This window comes from Photobacterium sp. DNB23_23_1 (assembly GCF_052873815.1).
This window is the reverse complement of record NZ_JBNNXT010000044.1, coordinates 25,112-41,775: the sequence shown is the minus strand read 5'-3', so window position 1 is coordinate 41,775 and position 16,664 is coordinate 25,112. Positions and strand designations below refer to the sequence as shown.

The window sequence follows — 16,664 nt, the reverse complement described above, 5'->3', positions numbered from 1 at the left end:
CCATCAGCATGTTGCCATCTGGCAACCAGTTCACCATCCGTGTGTGCACCCCATCCCTAGAATGCTGATTCCTATGTCGCTTTTTCTTTTCAGACACTTACCTCCCTCCTACCTTAGTAGTGCACATTTCTCCATCAAATCTGCTATGATACCCGGCTTCATTGAGCGCTGTGGCAATGCCCTGTGCGATAGATTTTACCGGAGAGCGAAGATGAGCCCTTGTCCGCTGTGCCATAGCCAAAGCACTGCGCTGTTTTTTGAAGATCGGCGTCGGCAGTATGTCCGTTGCGGTGAGTGCGCATTAATTTTTGCTGATCCCGAGTCGAGATTGTCGTCAGAAGAAGAGAAAGCGCACTATGATTTGCATGAGAATAACCCGGAAGACTTGGGCTACCGGCGCTTTCTCGCCCGGCTTGCTGAGCCACTGATGGAGCGTCTTGGCGCTACCTCGCTTGATGGTTTGGATTTTGGTTGCGGCCCCGGCCCGACCTTGTCGCTGATGTTGGCTGAAGCGGGCCACAAGATGGCAATTTATGATCCGTATTTTGCCAATAAGCCAGAGGTGCTGGACACGCAATATGACTTTGTGACCTGTACCGAGGCAATAGAACACTTTTATACGCCTGCGAAGGAGTGGGGGCAGCTGGTTGGTATGGTAAAATCCGGTGGTTGGCTGGGCTTGATGACCAAACTGGCAAAAGATGCAGATGCCTTTGCGCAATGGCATTACAAGAACGACCCAACGCATGTGAGCTTTTTTAGCCGCGAGACGTTCCAATATTTAGCCCAAAGAGATGGCTTGGACGTCGAGTTTGTTGGGAATGATGTAATTTTGCTGAGGAAAACCCAGTAATGACCCGTAAGAAAAGAAGTCGTGCTACCGGATCATCCGATCAGGTAGTCACCATTAAGACCCGTACTCAGAATGATGTCGATGGCCTACAACGTAAGAAAGATCGTAAGCGTAAGGGCCTGAAGTCAGGTAGCCGCCACTCGATGGTATCGCCAGACGATGCTCGTAAGGCCGCGCAGCGTAAAGATCCGCGTCACGGTAGTAAGAAGGCTATCCCTTTGGTTGTTGAGCCGAAAAAGCCGATGACTAAGCAACAACGCCGCATGAGCGCTGAGCAAGAGCTACAAATGCTGGAAAATGATGCCCAGCTGATGGTACTGCTTGACCGTATCGAAGCCGGTGAGAAACTGGGTGCTGGCTTGCAGAAGCAAGTTGACCAGAAGCTTGATCGTATCGAACAGCTGATGAACCAGCTTGGCCTAATGGAAGAAGACGAGCCGGAAATGAACGAAGTAGATACCCCTCGTGGTCCTCGTTCAGATGATGACCTGCTCGATCAGTTCGAAAACATGGACTTTGACGGTTTAGACAAGGAGTAACCCTTGCAGGATTTGACATTGTGGCTAGGGCTGGCCGGCTTGATTGTGGCGGTATTGGCAAGTTATGCCGGCTATTTGTTGTTTAAACTCTACCAGCAGACCCAGCGCCATAAGGCATTTCTCGCTCGCGCCCAGCGTCAGCAGGAGGAAGGGATTAAGCAGCGCAATGCCAATATCATGGAAAGCGTGTTGATCATTGCTGCCGCCGGCAAGCAAGATGAATGTGATATGTCGGAAATTGCCATTCGTTTGTACAAGCTGATGGAAGTGCTGCAAGGTGATCATCGGGTGGACTTTTCCAACCAGTATCCGGCTATGCATGAGCTTTACCAAGTGGTGAAGGACATGCCACGCGGGGATGCGCGTAAGACCCTGGCCAAGCAAGAGCGCATGCAGCTGGACTTGCTCCGGATGAAGGCCGAAGCGCGCTTGGTTGAAACTATCAAGTCTGAGCTGGATCTGATCTTGGCTGCCAAGCCAACTGTCTGATTTTGGTTCCTGTTTTCCCCTGTCTATACTCAGAGACAGGGGAATACTGATCGGGGTAGCAGTTTAGTTATCTTCTATCTACATCTTTACCAAGTTGTGTCACACTTGGTGATCAATATTCTCTCCCCCTCTAATTTAGTGGAACTAAGTCATGTCAAATGAGCAAATTATTTGGGATCAGGCCTTAATCGAAAAATATAACTATTCGGGTCCGCGTTATACCTCATACCCAACAGCGCTGGAATTTCACGAAGCGTTTACGCCTGCGGAATTTGACATGGCGTGTGCCCAGTATCCTGAGCGCAACCTGTCGCTGTATGTCCACATCCCGTTCTGCCACAAGCTGTGTTATTACTGTGGCTGTAACAAGATCATCACCCGTCACCAGCACAAAGCTGATCAATACCTTGATGCGTTGGAGCAGGAAATCCGCCAGCGTTCGACATTGCTGGGTGAGCGAACTGTTAGCCAGCTTCACTGGGGCGGAGGCACCCCAACGTTCCTGACTAAGCTGCAGGTGAGCCGCTTGATGGGCCTGTTGCGCGAGCAATTTACGTTTACCCCCGATGCCGAGATCAGCATCGAGGTTGACCCGCGTGAAATCGAACTAGATATGCTTGACCACCTGCGTGGCGAAGGTTTCAACCGCCTTAGCATCGGGGTGCAAGACTTCAATAAAGAAGTGCAGAAACTGGTTAATCGAGAGCAGGATGAAGCGTTCATTTTTGCTATGGTAGAGCGTGCCCGCGAACTGGGTTTCCGTTCGACCAACCTAGATTTGATCTACGGCCTACCAAAGCAGACCCCGGATCTGTTTGCCCAAACACTCGATCAGGTGCTGACCATGCGCCCGGGTCGTTTGTCGATTTTCAACTACGCCCACATGCCGACTCTGTTTGCCGCCCAGCGTAAGATCAAAGATGCGGACTTGCCGCAGGCCAATGAGAAGCTGACGATTTTGCAGCAGACCATTGCGACCCTGACTGGTGCCGGATACCAGTTCATAGGTATGGATCACTTTGCCCTGCCGGAAGACGAGCTGGCGGTGGCCCAGCGTGAAGGTATCTTGCACCGTAATTTCCAAGGGTATACCACTCAGGGGGACACTGATCTGCTGGGTCTTGGGGTATCGGCGATTTCGATGATTGGTAATAGCTACGCCCAGAATCAGAAAGAGCTCAAGCAGTATTACGCCAGTGTGGATGAAAAACGTGAGGCGCTCTGGAAAGGGGTTTCGCTGGATGCCGATGACTTATTGCGCCGTGAAGTGATCAAGTCGCTGATTTGTAACTTCCATCTTGATAAAACCGCGATCGAGCAACAGTTTGATATCGACTTTGATAGCTACTTTGCTGAAGATATCGAATTGCTACAGACCTTTATCAATGATGGTCTGGTTGAGGTGAGTGATACCGCGATTGATGTCGCGCTGAAAGGTCGCCTGCTGATCCGAAATATTTGCATGTGCTTTGATAAGTATTTGCGCCATCGCGCTCGTCAGCAACAGTTTTCGCGGGTGATCTAAAACCAGTATTGGTTTTATCGTCCAGATAAACAAAAAGCCCTCGAGCCGTTATGCTCGGGGGCTTTTTGATATTGGCTAGCTCAAGGATTAGCCGTGAAACATGTTCACCGCGGCAATCAGTGCCAGGATACCGGCAGCAAAATGACCAGGGCCATTGGCTGCGATTTCACTGACAGCAGGCATTGCCACGCTGAATGAAAATAGACTTTCCAGCATGGTGGGGATCCAACTGTGTTTTTAGTGTTATGTGGTTTAAGTGATGATTGAAGCCGGGGGTATTGTACGCAAAATGAGCGAAGATGGAATGGGGGGAGGTCAAAAAGCGACCAGTAGTGGCATTTTATTTGCTTCTCACCGCCCTCGCCATGCTGCGGTCGAGTTGTCATCTCGATGGCTTTCACATGCGGTTTTGGTCATCGCTGGGACAAGTTGTTGATGCGGAAAGAAACCCTGTGGTGCTGTTGAATGCCTTTCCGCATGAAAGGTGTGCAGGATTAGTCGGTCATGACATTGAGCTCTTTGAGTTTGCGGGTCAGGGTGTTACGGCCCCAGCCCAGCAATCGCGCGGCTTCCTGTTTATGGCCATGGGTGTGCTCCAAAGCCGCTTCGAGCAGGATTTTTTCAAATTCCGGCAATGCTTCACCGAGCAGGTTTTGGTGCCCTTGTCGAAGGTTGTCGAAGGCCCATTTTTCCAATGCATTATGCCAGTGTAGATGGCCACCTTCGCTGGTGTCCGGCTCGCTCGGGGCAACCAGCTCCGGTGGCAGGTCAGCAGGTAGGATTTCCTTACCGCTGGCCATCACAGTGAGCCAGCGGCAGGTATTTTCCAGTTGGCGGACATTGCCCGGCCAGTCCAGCATCGTCAACGCTTCTTCGGTATCCGGGTGTAAGGTTTTGACCTCGACTCCGAGCTCGTTAGAGGCACGCATCAGGAAGTGGCGGGTTAGCTGCGGAATATCCTGGCGGCGATCTTTGAGCGCGGGAAGGTGAACCCGGATGACATTGAGGCGGTGAAACAAATCTTCGCGGAAGTCTCCGGCGGCAACCAACCTTTCTAGGTTCTGGTGGGTCGCAGCGATGATCCGGACATCAACATTGACTGGTGAATGGCCACCCACTCGGTAGAACTGGCCATCTGCCAGCACTCGCAGTAATCGGGTTTGGATATCTAGCGGCATGTCTCCTATTTCATCAAGAAACAAGGTGCCGCCGTTGGCCTGTTCAAAGCGGCCTTGGCGGACACTATTGGCACCAGTAAAAGCGCCTTTTTCGTGGCCGAATAATTCCGATTCAATCAAATCTTTGGGAATGGCTGCCATGTTGAGGGCAATGAATTCCTTGTGGCTGCGCGGGCTATGGCGGTGCAGCGCATGGGCGACCAGCTCTTTACCGGTACCCGACTCACCGTTGATCAGCACTGAGATGGACGAGCGGGATAGGCGGCCGATAGCGCGGAATACCTCCTGCATTGCCGGGGCTTCACCGATGATTTCTGGGGCGTTTTTTTCAACTGTTTCAGGTTGTTGTTGGCGTTTCTGCTCCTGGCTGTGGGTTACTGCACGTTCGACTAAACTAACGGCTTCATCAATATCAAACGGCTTGGGCAGGTATTCGAAGGCCCCTTCCTGATAGGCATTCACCGCAGCGTCAAGATCGGAGTGGGCGGTCATGATGATTACTGGTAGGGTCGGGTAGTCTGCCTGTAGCACCTTGAGTAAGGTAAACCCGTCCATACCTGGCATGCGGATATCAGACACCAGTACATCGGGTACGCTGCGCTCCATTGCCTCGACCACGCTATCGGCATTGGCGAAAGTTTCACATTTCAGTCCGGCGGCATTGAGGGTTCGCTCCAGTACCCAACGGATTGAGCTGTCGTCATCAACGACCCAAATTAGTCCTTTGCTCATGGTGAATCCTCTACATAATCGGTAAATACAGGGTGAATTTGGTATGGCCTGGCCAGCTGACGACTTCAATCTTGCCTTGATGCTGGTCGACCAGGTTCTGTGCAATGGACAGTCCCAGCCCGGTTCCGCCCTCGCGTCCGGTGATCATGGGGTAGAACAGGGTGTCCTGGATATCACTCGGGATCCCTGGGCCATCGTCGATGATGTCGATTTTGGCGGCAACCCGGTATCGCTTGCCGTGGATCAGTGTCTGATGGGCGGTACGGGTCTTGAGGGTAATATTACCGCCACTGTGTTGCTTGAGCGCCAATGAGGCATTGCTGACAATATTGAGGATAGCTTGCTCGAGTTGGTCGGCATCCATGGTGAAATCGGGCAGGCTGGGATCATAGTCGCGGTGCAGATGGATATCCTCGCCACAATCAATACTGATCAGCTGACGGACTTTTTCCAGTACCACGTGAATATTGTCTTGCTGACGGTTGCCTGGGCGCTGCGGCCCGAGTAGGCGATCGACTAGGTTGCGTAGTCGGTCGGCCTGCTCGATGATCATCTGGGTGTATTCGGTGTAGCTCGGATCGGGCAAGGTTTTTTCCAGCAGCTGGGCGGCACCGCGCAAGCCACCCAGTGGGTTTTTGATTTCATGCGCTAACCCGCGCACTAATTCCTTGGCGGCTTGTTGCTGGGCGTGCTGGCTGAGCTCTTGGCTGATCCGACGTTGTTGATCAATAGGCTTGAGCTCGAGCAATATCAACAACTCGCGCTGCCATGACAGCGGACTCGCATTGAGCTCGAGGGTATGGTGGCGACCGTCGATGACAAAGGTGAGATCGCTGTCAGCCAACCCTTGCCCACTTTGAAGGGTGTCGGAAATAAGGCCCAGATCTAACGATGTGTGCTGGAGCAGATCTGGGAAGCGGGTGTTGTTGAGTCGACGCTTGCTGAACGACAGCAGTTGCTCGGCTGCCGGGTTGACATAGCGTATGGTCAGCGACTCATCGAGTAATACGATTGCCGTGACTTGGTTGTCCAGGATCAGGGAAGAAAAGTCAGCCGTCACAGTTACCATCCTTGTTGGTGCAGTTCATAATGGTGCACTGAACCGCCAATGCACCATATTGGTGCAATCAAGTGTAGCCTGTCTGTCTGGTATCGTGAACGAAAAAATGGCAAGCGCCTGTTATTTGGGCACTGGGAGTGGTGCCGGGCGCTGGTTGATACGGGCACGGTGCAAGAAGACAGTTATTTCTTCAGATGATGCAATAACCTTGCCGTGTTTTAGCAACTCTACCTGTAGGGTATGGCTGCCGCGGTCAATATTGGTGAGAGGCCAAATTAGTTGGGCCTGCGGGCGGCCGTAGATTTCACCATCGAGGCGCAACCGGGTGCTGTGGCCTTGATTGAGTTTGCGGTTACTCGAAGCCATGACTGTTAGGTTGCCCTGGTTGTCGCGTACGGTTTGTTGATCGGACGGACTGGTCAGCTGAATGCTTGCGGCTGGCAGGATCGACTCGTTTGGTTGTTCAGTGTCGAGGTCTGTTTCTGCGACGAGAGGTTGGGGATCCGTTGATTCTTGGGGGGCCTGAATGCTTATCACCGATGCGCCAGGGAAGGGCTGGTCGGAAAAGTGGGTAACGCCATCTTCATCTTGCCAGGTATAGATTTCGCTGGCGGCTGTGGTGGTTGAAATTAGCAGTAGTGCTGTTAGCAAGCGGGATATTCTAGTTCTGTACATTTTTGTTATCAGACGGTGGATGATCCCTCATTGTTGGCATTGGGTTGGTCGGTAACAAGATCAAAAAGGCCAGCTTGTGAAGCTGGCCTAAATCTATAATGTCGAGCTGTTTATCAGTTACTTAAACTGAGTAGTACAGTTCGAACTCTAGTGGGTGCGTGGTCATGTTGATTTTTTCAACATCCTGAGACTTCAAGCCGATGTAAGAATCGATAAAGTCGTCAGAGAATACGCCGCCAGCGGTTAGGAACTCACGGTCATCGTCAAGAGCTTGTAGTGCGCCCTGTAGAGATTCGGCAACGGTTGGGATTTCTGCTGCTTCTTCTGCTGGTAGGTCATACAAGTCTTTATCCATCGCTTCACCCGGGTGGATCTTGTTCTGGATACCGTCAAGGCCAGCCATCAGCATTGCTGCAAATGCTAGGTACGGGTTAGCGGCTGGATCACCGAAGCGAACTTCGATACGGCGTGCTTTCGGGCTTGGTACCACTGGGATACGGATAGAAGCCGAACGGTTACGTGCAGAGTAAGCCAGCATTACTGGTGCTTCGAAACCAGGAACAAGACGCTTGTACGAGTTTGTCGCTGGGTTAGCGAAGGCGTTGATTGCACGTGCGTGCTTGATGATACCGCCGATGTAGTAAAGCGCCATTTCAGAAAGGCCGCCGTACTTGTCGCCAGCGAACAGGTTAACACCGTCTTTCGCCAGTGACTGGTGAACGTGCATACCGCTGCCGTTATCGCCTACTAGTGGCTTAGGCATGAATGTCGCAGTTTTACCAAATGCGTGAGCAACGTTGTGTACAACGTACTTGTAGATTTGGATTTCATCCGCTTTGGTTGTTAGCGTGTTGAAACGGGTAGCGATTTCGTTCTGGCCTGCCGTTGCAACTTCGTGGTGGTGCGCTTCAACAACCAAGCCCATTTCTTCCATGATTAGACACATGGCTGAACGGATGTCTTGTGAAGAATCAACCGGTGCTACTGGGAAGTAACCACCTTTCACGCCAGGACGGTGGCCTTTGTTACCGCCTTCGAAATCTGAACCTGTGTTCCAAGCCGCTTCTACGTCGTCGATCTTGAAGAAAGAACCAGACATATCAGTGGCAAACTTCACGTCATCGAACAGGAAGAACTCCGGCTCAGGACCGATCAATACAGTGTCTGCAACGCCAGTTGCACGCATGAAGTCTTCAGCACGCTTGGCAATAGAGCGAGGGTCACGGTCGTAGCCTTGCATTGTTGCAGGCTCTAGGATGTCACAGCGGATGTTCAGTGTTGCATCTTCTGTGAATGGGTCTAGTACCGCGCTAGCTGCATCCGGCATCATTACCATATCTGACTCGTTGATACCTTTCCAACCAGCAACAGAAGAACCATCAAACATCTTGCCTTCTTCAAAGAAGTCAGCATCGATCTGGTGGGATGGGATAGAGATGTGCTGCTCTTTACCTTTGGTATCGGTAAAGCGTAGGTCAACAAACTTAACTTCATTTTCCTGGATCAGCGCTAGTACACTTTCTACTGACATCTTGAATAACCTCCGGTGTTAGATTGGGCATCAGGCCGCAATAAATTAGGAATGAGCGTGTTTCGCTCTATTGCTAAAAGACAATGCGATAACTGTGCCAACTTTTCAAAGCCCCAAAATAGCGCACTTAGCAGGTATTTGAGGCTGAATTTGTCCATCACTTGCACTGTTATGGGGATTTGCTGCACCAAGTTGGTGCGGTATGGGTTGTTATCCCTTTAATGGTGCGCGTATCTACATTAGCCCAGCGCGATATATTGTCAATTGGCTCGGCCGGGAAAAGTTGATAGAAAAGGCGTTCGGAGGGGGGCTTTACTGGCCTGCGATGCAGCAAAATGCCTGGTTAGAGCAAGTAGAACGAAAAAGGCGGTGATATAAATCACATATTACGTGGGTTTTGGCGTAAAATCTGTTAGATTATGAGCCGTTTTTTTAACCAAGTAGCGCCATCCGGTTGCTGCATGTTCTGAGTGAATGTGAATCCATGTCTAATCCACAGATCGATAAATTAAGAAATATCGCAATTATTGCGCACGTTGACCACGGTAAAACCACCCTGGTTGACAAACTGCTTCAGCAGTCTGGCACGTTAGAGTCTCGCGGTGACGTTGAAGAACGCGTAATGGATTCCAACGACATCGAAAAAGAGCGTGGTATTACCATTCTTGCTAAGAACACAGCAATTAACTGGAATGATTACCGCATCAACATCGTAGATACTCCAGGACACGCCGACTTCGGTGGTGAAGTTGAGCGTATCATGTCGATGGTTGACTCTGTATTGTTGATTGTTGATGCTGTTGACGGCCCAATGCCTCAGACGCGTTTCGTAACTCAGAAAGCGTTTGCCCACGGCCTTAAGCCTATCGTTGTTATCAACAAGATCGACCGTCCGGGCGCACGTCCTGAGTGGGTTATGGATCAAGTATTTGACCTGTTTGATAACCTAGGTGCAACAGATGAGCAGCTAGACTTCACGACTGTTTATGCTTCAGCTCTTAATGGCTGGGCAACAATGGATGAAGGTGAAGTTGGCGAGAACATGGAGCCATTGTTCCAAGCGGTTGTTGATACGGTTGACGCCCCAAGCGTTGACGTTGATGGCAGCCTACAGATGCAAATCTCTCAGCTAGACTACAGCTCTTACGTGGGTGTTATCGGTGTTGCTCGTGTAACCCGTGGCTCTGTGGTACCAAACCAGCAGGTTACTATTGTGGGTGCTGATGGTAAGACACGTAACGGTAAAGTCGGTACGGTATTGGGTTACCTTGGCCTTGAGCGTCACGAAGTTGAAAAAGCAACGGCGGGCGACATCATTGCAATTACAGGTCTTGGTGAACTGAAAATCTCTGACACTATCTGTGATGTGAACGCGGTTGAGGCTCTGCCTGCTCTGTCTGTTGATGAGCCAACTGTAACCATGACGTTCCAGGTCAACACGTCTCCGTTCGCAGGTAAAGAAGGTAAGTTCGTTACTTCACGTAACATTCTTGAGCGCCTACAGAAAGAGTTGGTACACAACGTTGCACTTCGCGTTGAAGAAACGGATAACCCAGATCGTTTCCGTGTTTCAGGCCGTGGTGAGCTTCACCTGTCTATCCTGATCGAAAACATGCGTCGTGAAGGCTTCGAGCTAGCAGTATCACGCCCAGAAGTTATCATCAAAGAAGAAGATGGTCAGCTAATGGAACCGTACGAAACGGTTACCATCGATGTGCTAGAAGAGCACCAAGGTGGCATCATGGAGAACATCGGCCTACGTAAAGGTGAGCTGACTGATATGTCTCCAGATGGCAAAGGCCGTGTACGTATGGACTTCATGATGCCTTCACGTGGTCTGATTGGTTTCCAAACGGAATTCCTAACGCTAACTTCAGGCTCTGGTCTGATGTACCACACGTTTGACCACTACGGTCCACACAAAGGTGGCGTAATTGGTCAGCGTAACAACGGTGTTCTAATTTCAAACGCAACAGGTAAAGCGCTAACTTATGCGTTGTTTAACCTGCAAGAGCGTGGCCGTCTGTTTGCTGAGCATGCCGACGAAGTTTACGAAGGCCAGGTTATCGGTATTCATAACCGTTCTAACGATCTGACTGTAAACTGCCTGAAAGGTAAGCAGCTGACGAACGTACGTGCGTCTGGTACCGATGAAGCGCAGGTGCTTTCGCCACCAATCAAGCACACACTTGAGCAAGCGCTAGAGTTCATTGATGAAGATGAGCTAGTAGAAGTAACACCAGAAAACATTCGTATCCGTAAGAAACTGCTTACTGAAAACGAACGTAAGCGTGCAAGCCGTACAGCAAAATAATTGCTAACTGATTGCCGTTAATCAATCCCCCCATCGGTGCTACCATGGGGGGATTGTTGTATCTGGCCCTACAAAAAAAGAAGAACAGACTATGCAGCCCATAATTATTACCGGGGGACCGGGATCCGGGAAAACCTCGCTGCTGGATACGTTGGCACAGCGAGGATATATGACTTTTCCTGAAGTCTCCCGTAGCCTGATCCGTGAGCAGGCCGCTTTGCTTGACGGGGTTCTCCCCTGGACCGATTTGCCGCGCTTTGCTGCGCTGTGCCTTGAGATAATGAACAACCAGCGCGAGCAGGCCCGGCGAGGGACCATGCCGGCATTTGTCGACAGGGCGATTGGCGATATTTGTGCTTACCTGACTATTGGCGGCGAGAGGGTTGACGAGCACTATTGGGCGATGGCTAAAGGGTACTTTCCAACGGTTTTCGTCTGTGCCCCGCATGCCGATATTTATGTACAGGATGACGAGCGGCCGCACAGTTTTGTCGAGGCAGAGCAAATCCATGCCCAGTTGGTATCAACCTACCGTGAGCTTGGCTACGAGGTGGTCGATGTGCCGTGGGACAAGATAGAAGAGCGGGCCAGCTGGTTACTGGCCCGGCTCAAGCAGGAATAAATAGGTAGGTTAGCTGCGCTGCAACTGGGAGATAAAGCGCTCGGACTCGGTGATAGCGGCTTCCATGTCGGTGATCGCCCGCTGGATATCCCGTTGCAGTGACTGGAATTCTCCCTGTAGAGAACCAATTGCGGCTGCATTGAGGTTATGCTTTAAGTACAGGGTGTTATCCCGTAGGGTATCCAGTACCGGATCCATTTTCTGCTCGGCGCGATGCATCGCACTGAGCATGCGCTGGTATGAGGCTTTAGTGCTGTTGAGCTTTGTTTCGCTGTCGCGGCGCAGCTTGCTGTTGCTATACAGGGACAGCTCATCTTGCCATTCAGCAAACAGGGCGTCGGCGACGTCTTCAATAGCAGCGATGCGTTCACGTACTTTCTCGGCAGCCTCATCGCTGGCCTCGTACTGATCGTTGACTTGGTTGTAGGCGCTTTCCAGATCGCCGCCGTCAAATTGGTTGAGTGCCTTCACTGCATCGAGTGCACTGGTAAATTGCTGTTGGGCGTCTTGCTGGGCCTCGTTGGCATCCTCGACCCGGTCGACCATGATGTCACGTTTGTGGACGCCGACTTGTTCCATGGCAGAGTAATAGGCACTTTGGCAACCGGTCAGGGCGGTGAGGCTGAGAAAGATCGCAAGCAGGTAGGGCATAGTTGACTCCATGTGTCCTAATATGTGAAAAGTGACTGTGAATACAAGCAAATAATGACATGACTATGGCTGACAAACCAATAACTAGCAAGCATACATGGCGCCAGCGGACGCGGAACTTCATGGCGTTTTCCGGTTATTTATACCACCGGGTCGGGCACGATCGATTGACCGTGACGGCGGGATCGATGGCGTATGTGACCTTGCTGTCCTTGGTGCCGTTGATCACTGTGGTGCTGTCGGCCCTGTCGTCTTTCCCGGTGTTTGCCGGGCTGGGGGAGCTGCTACAGAACTTCGTGATTGAGAATTTTGTTCCGGCCGCGGGCGAGGTGGTGAAACAATACCTCAATGAGTTCGTCGCCAATGCCGGGAAGATGACGGCAGTAGGGGTGGCCGCCCTGTTTGTGGTGGCGATGATGCTGATTTCCTCCATCGATAAATCGCTCAACTATATTTGGCGGGTGCATGAAAAGCGCCGCCCGGTGATCTCGTTTTCGATTTACTGGATGGTATTGACACTCGGTCCGATTTTAGTCGGGTCGAGTATTGCTGTTAGCTCCTACCTCGGCTCGCTCAATCTACTCGGTAGCGAAGCTGTCAACGGCTTGCTGCAGCGATCTCTACGTTGGTTGCCAGTGATCATGTCGAGCATGGCTTTTTTGGTTTTGTATCTGCTGGTGCCTAATACCAAGGTGCATTTCCGTCATGCCTTGGTCGGTGCGGTGATTGCCAGTGTCTTGTTTGAACTGAGCAAGAAGGGGTTCGCCCTTTATATTACCAATTTCCCTTCATATCAGGTGATTTACGGTGCCTTGGCGGTGGTACCTATTTTATTTGTCTGGGTGTATTTGTGTTGGTGTATTGTATTGTTCGGAGCCGAGATCACCGCTAGCCTTGGTGAAAAGAGCCATTGGCACCCCGAAACCAAGGGCTGGCAAACTACGGTACCGACCCAGGCCGAATTATCGGGTATCCAACAGGCTGCAGTTCCAGACACAGACATTCAACAGACTGACATTATAGGAAAAGGTAAAAACGAATGATTGCACTGATCCAACGGGTGAGCGAAGCCAGCGTAACAGTGGATGGCCAGGTGACTGGTGCTATCGGCAAGGGCTTGCTTGTTCTGCTTGGCGTAGAGAAAGGCGACGATGAAGCCAAGGCCAAGCGACTGCGTGAAAAAGTGTTGGGCTACCGGGTATTCGAAGACGAAGACGGTAAGATGAATCTCAATGTCCAGCAGGCGGGTGGCAGTGTATTGGTTGTTTCGCAGTTCACATTGGCGGCAGAGACAAAGAAAGGGATGCGCCCGGGCTTCTCCAACGGTGCCGCGCCACAGGACGCCGAGCGGATGTATGAATATTTTGTCGAATGCTGCCAAGAAACAGGGATCAAAACGGAAACCGGTATCTTTGCTGCTGATATGAAAGTGGCACTGCTGAATGACGGCCCGGTAACCTTCTGGTTGCAGGTATAATGATAAAAAGGCGTATTGCCTAGGAATGCTGGAGAAGGATTTCATGTTTCGACTTGTCACCCCACAAACGGAAGAAGAGCTAGCCAGCTATTACGACTTTCGCTGGCGTATGCTGCGGGAGCCTTGGCATATGCCGATCGGCTCTGAGCGAGATGCCTATGATGGCCTCAGCAGCCACCGGATGATCGTCAGTGACAATGGCCAGACGATTGCCATTGGCCGGTTGTATATGACGCCGGATAATGATGGCCAAATTCGCTACATGGCGGTACATCCGGATCATCGCCATCAGGGGATGGGGGCTATCGTATTGATGGCATTGGAATCACTGGCCCGAGAAGAAGGCGCAAAGCGACTGGTCTGTAATGCCCGCGAGGATGCGATTCCCTTCTACCTACGTAGCGGTTTTACCAACCAGGGAGAGTTGAGCGAGGAAAAAGGGCCGGTCAGGCATCAGCAGATGCTCAAGCACCTCGAGCCGCTGGCCGAAGTGGTCCGTCATCCTGATTGGTGTCAGGAGTTGCAGGCGTTGTGGCAGTCCCAGATCCCGATCAGTGAAAGAATGGGGGTGAAGATAAGTCAGTACACTGGCTACCGCTTTGAGGTCAGTGCCCTGATCAATGCCAACCTCAATACCAAAGCCAACATGTTTGCCGGCAGTATCTTCACCATGGCGACACTTGCAGGCTGGGGCTTTGTCTGGATGCTATTGAAAGAGCGAAAATACAAAGCTGATATCGTTCTGGTTGATAGCCATATCCGTTATCGATCCCCGGTCAAGGAGCGGCCGCGTGCGGTTGTCACCGTTGAAGATCTCGAGGGGGATGTTGAGCGTCTTGCCAGTCACCGCAAAGGCCGAGCTATCGTCAAGGTCAACGTATACAGCGGCGATGAGTTGGCATCGACCTTCACCGGCACTTACATGTTATTGCCGACACAAGTCGAAACCGACACCGTCTGCTGACCATCCTGCCAGCGCCTGATAAGGCGTTGGCAACCCAACTTCGCATTCAATTCAAGTTGTTGCCCGGTAGGGCTTGCCAAATCCCATTGCCCTTTCAATGAGGCGTCTATGTCTTTGCCCTTGATAGTGAGCGGCGCTATCGTGAGGCGGCCCCGATCACTGCGGATTTTGAGCGGGGTAATGGCCAGCGAGGTTTTCTCTTCCGTGTCATCTGTTGGTTTTTCACTTTGGCTGCCCGTTATCGTAGGCTCTGCGGTTGCGGATATACTCTCCTGTGCAGCGGGTGGGTGCCAGGCCTGCAGAAAAGTGGTTGAGCCCTGGTTGACCTCGCTGTCGCGGAATGTAGCCCGGAGCTCGCCATTCAGGCTATGGGCAAGACCGGTATAGTGCTGGCCGAGTCCCTGCAGGGCGGCGGTGGCATCTATGCGACCGGCCGCTGGCCATGGCAGGGATAACCACTGTGGCAAAATATTGGCAGGCAGACTATCGCCTTGCAGTGCTGCGTGCCAAGGCAAGCCTTCTTGATTTAGATCCCATTGCCCTGTTGCCTCTAGCAATCCCCCTTTGAATGGTAGGAAGGCTTGCTCCAGCTGCCACTGGCCTTGTTCACTGCGCATCTCGACAAGCGGTTCTTGCAGGTCAATGGTATTGAGACTCGCTTGCCTTGCTGTTGCGGATAGGCTGCCATGCCATAGGTTGAAATAGGGCTGCTGGCGGATCAGCAGATCGCGACCGTTGACGTTAAGCCCATTGATATACCAAGGTGTATTGCTGTCGGCGGCGGTTAGCTGGGCATAACCGATGTTCAGTGTAGCGATGCGAATCTGCTTGAAGGGCGAAACGGCCTGTACCAATTGTCCGGTCCAGTCGGCAGGCAGGAACCATTTGATCCCTTTGCTAGTAAGGTTGTCTAGCCGCAGAGCATCTGGGGTAACGCGGCCGCTTGCACGCCAATACCCTTCTAGCGCGTTGACTGCGACACCGTTGAGAGCAACGGTGCCGGGTGTGAAGCTCAAATCAAGTAGGGGATCGGTAAATGGCCGTTGGCGCCAGCTACCGCTCTCGGCATTGAAAGATAACCAGGCATCCTCTTGTGAGTAAACGGTGCCGGGCCAATGCCAGTTGGTCAGGGATAAATTAGCATGATTAAGGCTCAGCGACGGCAGCTCGATACTGCTGTCGAGAATATCAGCCCGGCGTACTGTCGCCTGCCAGCCTTGCGAGGCCAGCGCATAGGCTTGTTGCTGGATTTCATTGGTGAGCTTGAAATCTTGTAGCTGCAGCCCGGAGAGGGTGAGTTGATGGATATCCACGGAGCGTTTGTCGAGGGCTGCATCAAACTGGCCATTGATGTTGGCATTCTGCCAGTCGAAAGAGAAAGCATTGAGTGTCCACTGATTGTTTCGGTGGCTTCCATCAAGTAGGGGCTGCTGGATCTGCCATTGCTGCCAGCGGGCGCTGTCGGCTGCCAGCTGGAAATTACCATCGAATTGTTGCCACCAAGGGGCCGGATTGCTGGGCTGATAATGCCACTGGTCGAGTTGAAGTTCGCCCTGCTTGAGCCTTAACGAGGGTGTTGATACGTTCAGGTGACTGATCGCGAGCCGGTGGCTGCGTAATTCGGGCAGTGCAAAGGTGCTTGCTTCCATCGCTTCTGGTGCGAGGTCGGATAGCTGCTTGGCGAAAACAACGGGTTCGTCAACCAGTATGCTATCAAATTGCCACTGCAGTTGGAGCAGTGAGCTTGGGTTGAACCAAACAGAAAGCCGGTTGGCGGTTATTGGCGGTTGACCGTCTGTGATAGTCAGTGCGGGGCGTTGTAAGGTCAGGTGCCACGGATCGCGGATATGATAGCGGATGTCGTCAAGGGCCAAGGTATAGGGTGTAAATCGGTTGACGGCTTGGGTGATCATCGGCGTCGCATACCGGGTATGTAGCAGGGCCAGCACGATGGTGATCCCCAGTGCGATAAGTACAGCAAGGGTGGCGATGATCTTCCCGATAAAACGCATATTGGCTCCCAGCACGCTATAGATCTGAATATGCCTTCAGTG

The 16,664-nt window shown here is 51.9% G+C and carries 17 protein-coding genes; 10 read left to right on the top strand and 7 right to left on the bottom strand.

What is annotated here, in order from left to right:
- Positions 1 to 211: 211 nt before the first annotated feature.
- The 4 genes from ACVA53_RS20870 to hemN all read left to right on the top strand — a co-directional run bounded on the left by ACVA53_RS20870 (position 212) and on the right by hemN (position 3,406).
- Positions 212 to 853, top strand: coding sequence for a class I SAM-dependent methyltransferase (locus ACVA53_RS20870; RefSeq protein WP_255041622.1), 642 nt, complete (start codon positions 212 to 214; stop codon positions 851 to 853).
- Positions 853 to 1,392 (top strand): Der GTPase-activating protein YihI, encoded by a 540-nt coding sequence (gene yihI / locus ACVA53_RS20865; protein ID WP_255041623.1) that lies wholly within the window; start codon positions 853 to 855, stop codon positions 1,390 to 1,392. The genes ACVA53_RS20870 and yihI overlap by 1 nt, the downstream gene beginning before the upstream one ends.
- A 3-nt stretch (positions 1,393 to 1,395) precedes the next feature.
- A complete protein-coding gene (locus ACVA53_RS20860) occupies positions 1,396 to 1,881 on the top strand; it encodes a DUF2489 domain-containing protein (protein ID WP_255041624.1) in 486 nt (161 codons plus the stop codon).
- A gap of 151 nt (positions 1,882 to 2,032) precedes the next feature.
- Complete coding sequence (gene hemN / locus ACVA53_RS20855; RefSeq protein ID WP_446506152.1) at positions 2,033 to 3,406, top strand: oxygen-independent coproporphyrinogen III oxidase; 1,374 nt, start codon at positions 2,033 to 2,035, stop codon at positions 3,404 to 3,406.
- Between the two features lie 87 nt (positions 3,407 to 3,493).
- Here hemN and ACVA53_RS20850 read toward each other — a convergent pair whose 3' ends face one another.
- Positions 3,494 to 3,622: a hypothetical protein gene (locus ACVA53_RS20850; RefSeq protein WP_255041626.1), complete on the bottom strand. Its 129-nt coding sequence runs from the start codon at positions 3,620 to 3,622 to the stop codon at positions 3,494 to 3,496.
- 43 nt (positions 3,623 to 3,665) lie between these two features.
- Between ACVA53_RS20850 and ACVA53_RS20845 the strand changes: the two genes are divergently transcribed.
- Positions 3,666 to 3,842 (top strand): hypothetical protein, encoded by a 177-nt coding sequence (locus ACVA53_RS20845; protein ID WP_446506151.1) that lies wholly within the window; start codon positions 3,666 to 3,668, stop codon positions 3,840 to 3,842.
- 58 nt (positions 3,843 to 3,900) lie between these two features.
- On the opposite strand, the gene glnG is transcribed toward ACVA53_RS20845, so the two are convergent.
- The 4 genes from glnG to glnA form a co-directional block, all read right to left on the bottom strand.
- Positions 3,901 to 5,316 (bottom strand): nitrogen regulation protein NR(I), encoded by a 1,416-nt coding sequence (gene glnG / locus ACVA53_RS20840; protein WP_255041628.1) that lies wholly within the window; start codon positions 5,314 to 5,316, stop codon positions 3,901 to 3,903.
- A gap of 10 nt (positions 5,317 to 5,326) precedes the next feature.
- Positions 5,327 to 6,376 carry a nitrogen regulation protein NR(II) gene (gene glnL / locus ACVA53_RS20835; protein ID WP_446506150.1) on the bottom strand — a complete coding sequence of 350 codons (1,050 nt, stop codon included), beginning with the start codon at positions 6,374 to 6,376 and terminating at the stop codon, positions 5,327 to 5,329.
- Positions 6,377 to 6,496: 120 nt separating this feature from the next.
- A complete protein-coding gene (locus tag ACVA53_RS20830; protein ID WP_446506149.1) occupies positions 6,497 to 7,051 on the bottom strand; it encodes a DUF4124 domain-containing protein in 555 nt (184 codons plus the stop codon).
- Positions 7,052 to 7,172: 121 nt separating this feature from the next.
- On the bottom strand, positions 7,173 to 8,582 hold the full coding sequence (gene glnA, locus ACVA53_RS20825) for a glutamate--ammonia ligase (protein ID WP_255041632.1): 1,410 nt from the start codon (positions 8,580 to 8,582) through the stop codon (positions 7,173 to 7,175).
- Between the two features lie 484 nt (positions 8,583 to 9,066).
- Between glnA and typA the strand changes: the two genes are divergently transcribed.
- Positions 9,067 to 10,896: a translational GTPase TypA gene (typA, locus tag ACVA53_RS20820; RefSeq protein ID WP_255041633.1), complete on the top strand. Its 1,830-nt coding sequence runs from the start codon at positions 9,067 to 9,069 to the stop codon at positions 10,894 to 10,896.
- Between the two features lie 91 nt (positions 10,897 to 10,987).
- Positions 10,988 to 11,518 carry an AAA family ATPase gene (locus tag ACVA53_RS20815; protein WP_255041635.1) on the top strand — a complete coding sequence of 177 codons (531 nt, stop codon included), beginning with the start codon at positions 10,988 to 10,990 and terminating at the stop codon, positions 11,516 to 11,518.
- 9 nt (positions 11,519 to 11,527) lie between these two features.
- Here the strand turns inward: ACVA53_RS20815 and ACVA53_RS20810 are convergent, their stop codons facing one another.
- Entirely contained in the window at positions 11,528 to 12,169 is a 642-nt protein-coding gene (locus ACVA53_RS20810) for a DUF2959 domain-containing protein (protein ID WP_255041636.1), read from the bottom strand.
- A 65-nt stretch (positions 12,170 to 12,234) separates the two neighbouring features.
- Between ACVA53_RS20810 and ACVA53_RS20805 the strand changes: the two genes are divergently transcribed.
- The 3 genes from ACVA53_RS20805 to ACVA53_RS20795 are packed head-to-tail and all read left to right on the top strand — an operon-like array spanning position 12,235 to position 14,610.
- Positions 12,235 to 13,212, top strand: a complete 978-nt coding sequence (locus ACVA53_RS20805) for a virulence factor BrkB family protein (RefSeq protein ID WP_446506148.1) — start codon at positions 12,235 to 12,237, stop codon at positions 13,210 to 13,212.
- Positions 13,209 to 13,646: a D-aminoacyl-tRNA deacylase gene (gene dtd, locus ACVA53_RS20800; RefSeq protein WP_255041639.1), complete on the top strand. Its 438-nt coding sequence runs from the start codon at positions 13,209 to 13,211 to the stop codon at positions 13,644 to 13,646. The genes ACVA53_RS20805 and dtd overlap by 4 nt, the downstream gene beginning before the upstream one ends.
- 43 nt (positions 13,647 to 13,689) lie before the next feature.
- Complete coding sequence (locus tag ACVA53_RS20795; RefSeq protein ID WP_255041640.1) at positions 13,690 to 14,610, top strand: bifunctional GNAT family N-acetyltransferase/hotdog fold thioesterase; 921 nt, start codon at positions 13,690 to 13,692, stop codon at positions 14,608 to 14,610.
- On the opposite strand, the gene ACVA53_RS20790 is transcribed toward ACVA53_RS20795, so the two are convergent.
- Positions 14,565 to 16,622, bottom strand: a complete 2,058-nt coding sequence (locus ACVA53_RS20790; RefSeq protein ID WP_446506147.1) for an AsmA family protein — start codon at positions 16,620 to 16,622, stop codon at positions 14,565 to 14,567. The two genes, ACVA53_RS20795 and ACVA53_RS20790, sit on opposite strands and share 46 nt — an antisense overlap.
- Positions 16,623 to 16,664 lie beyond the last annotated feature (42 nt).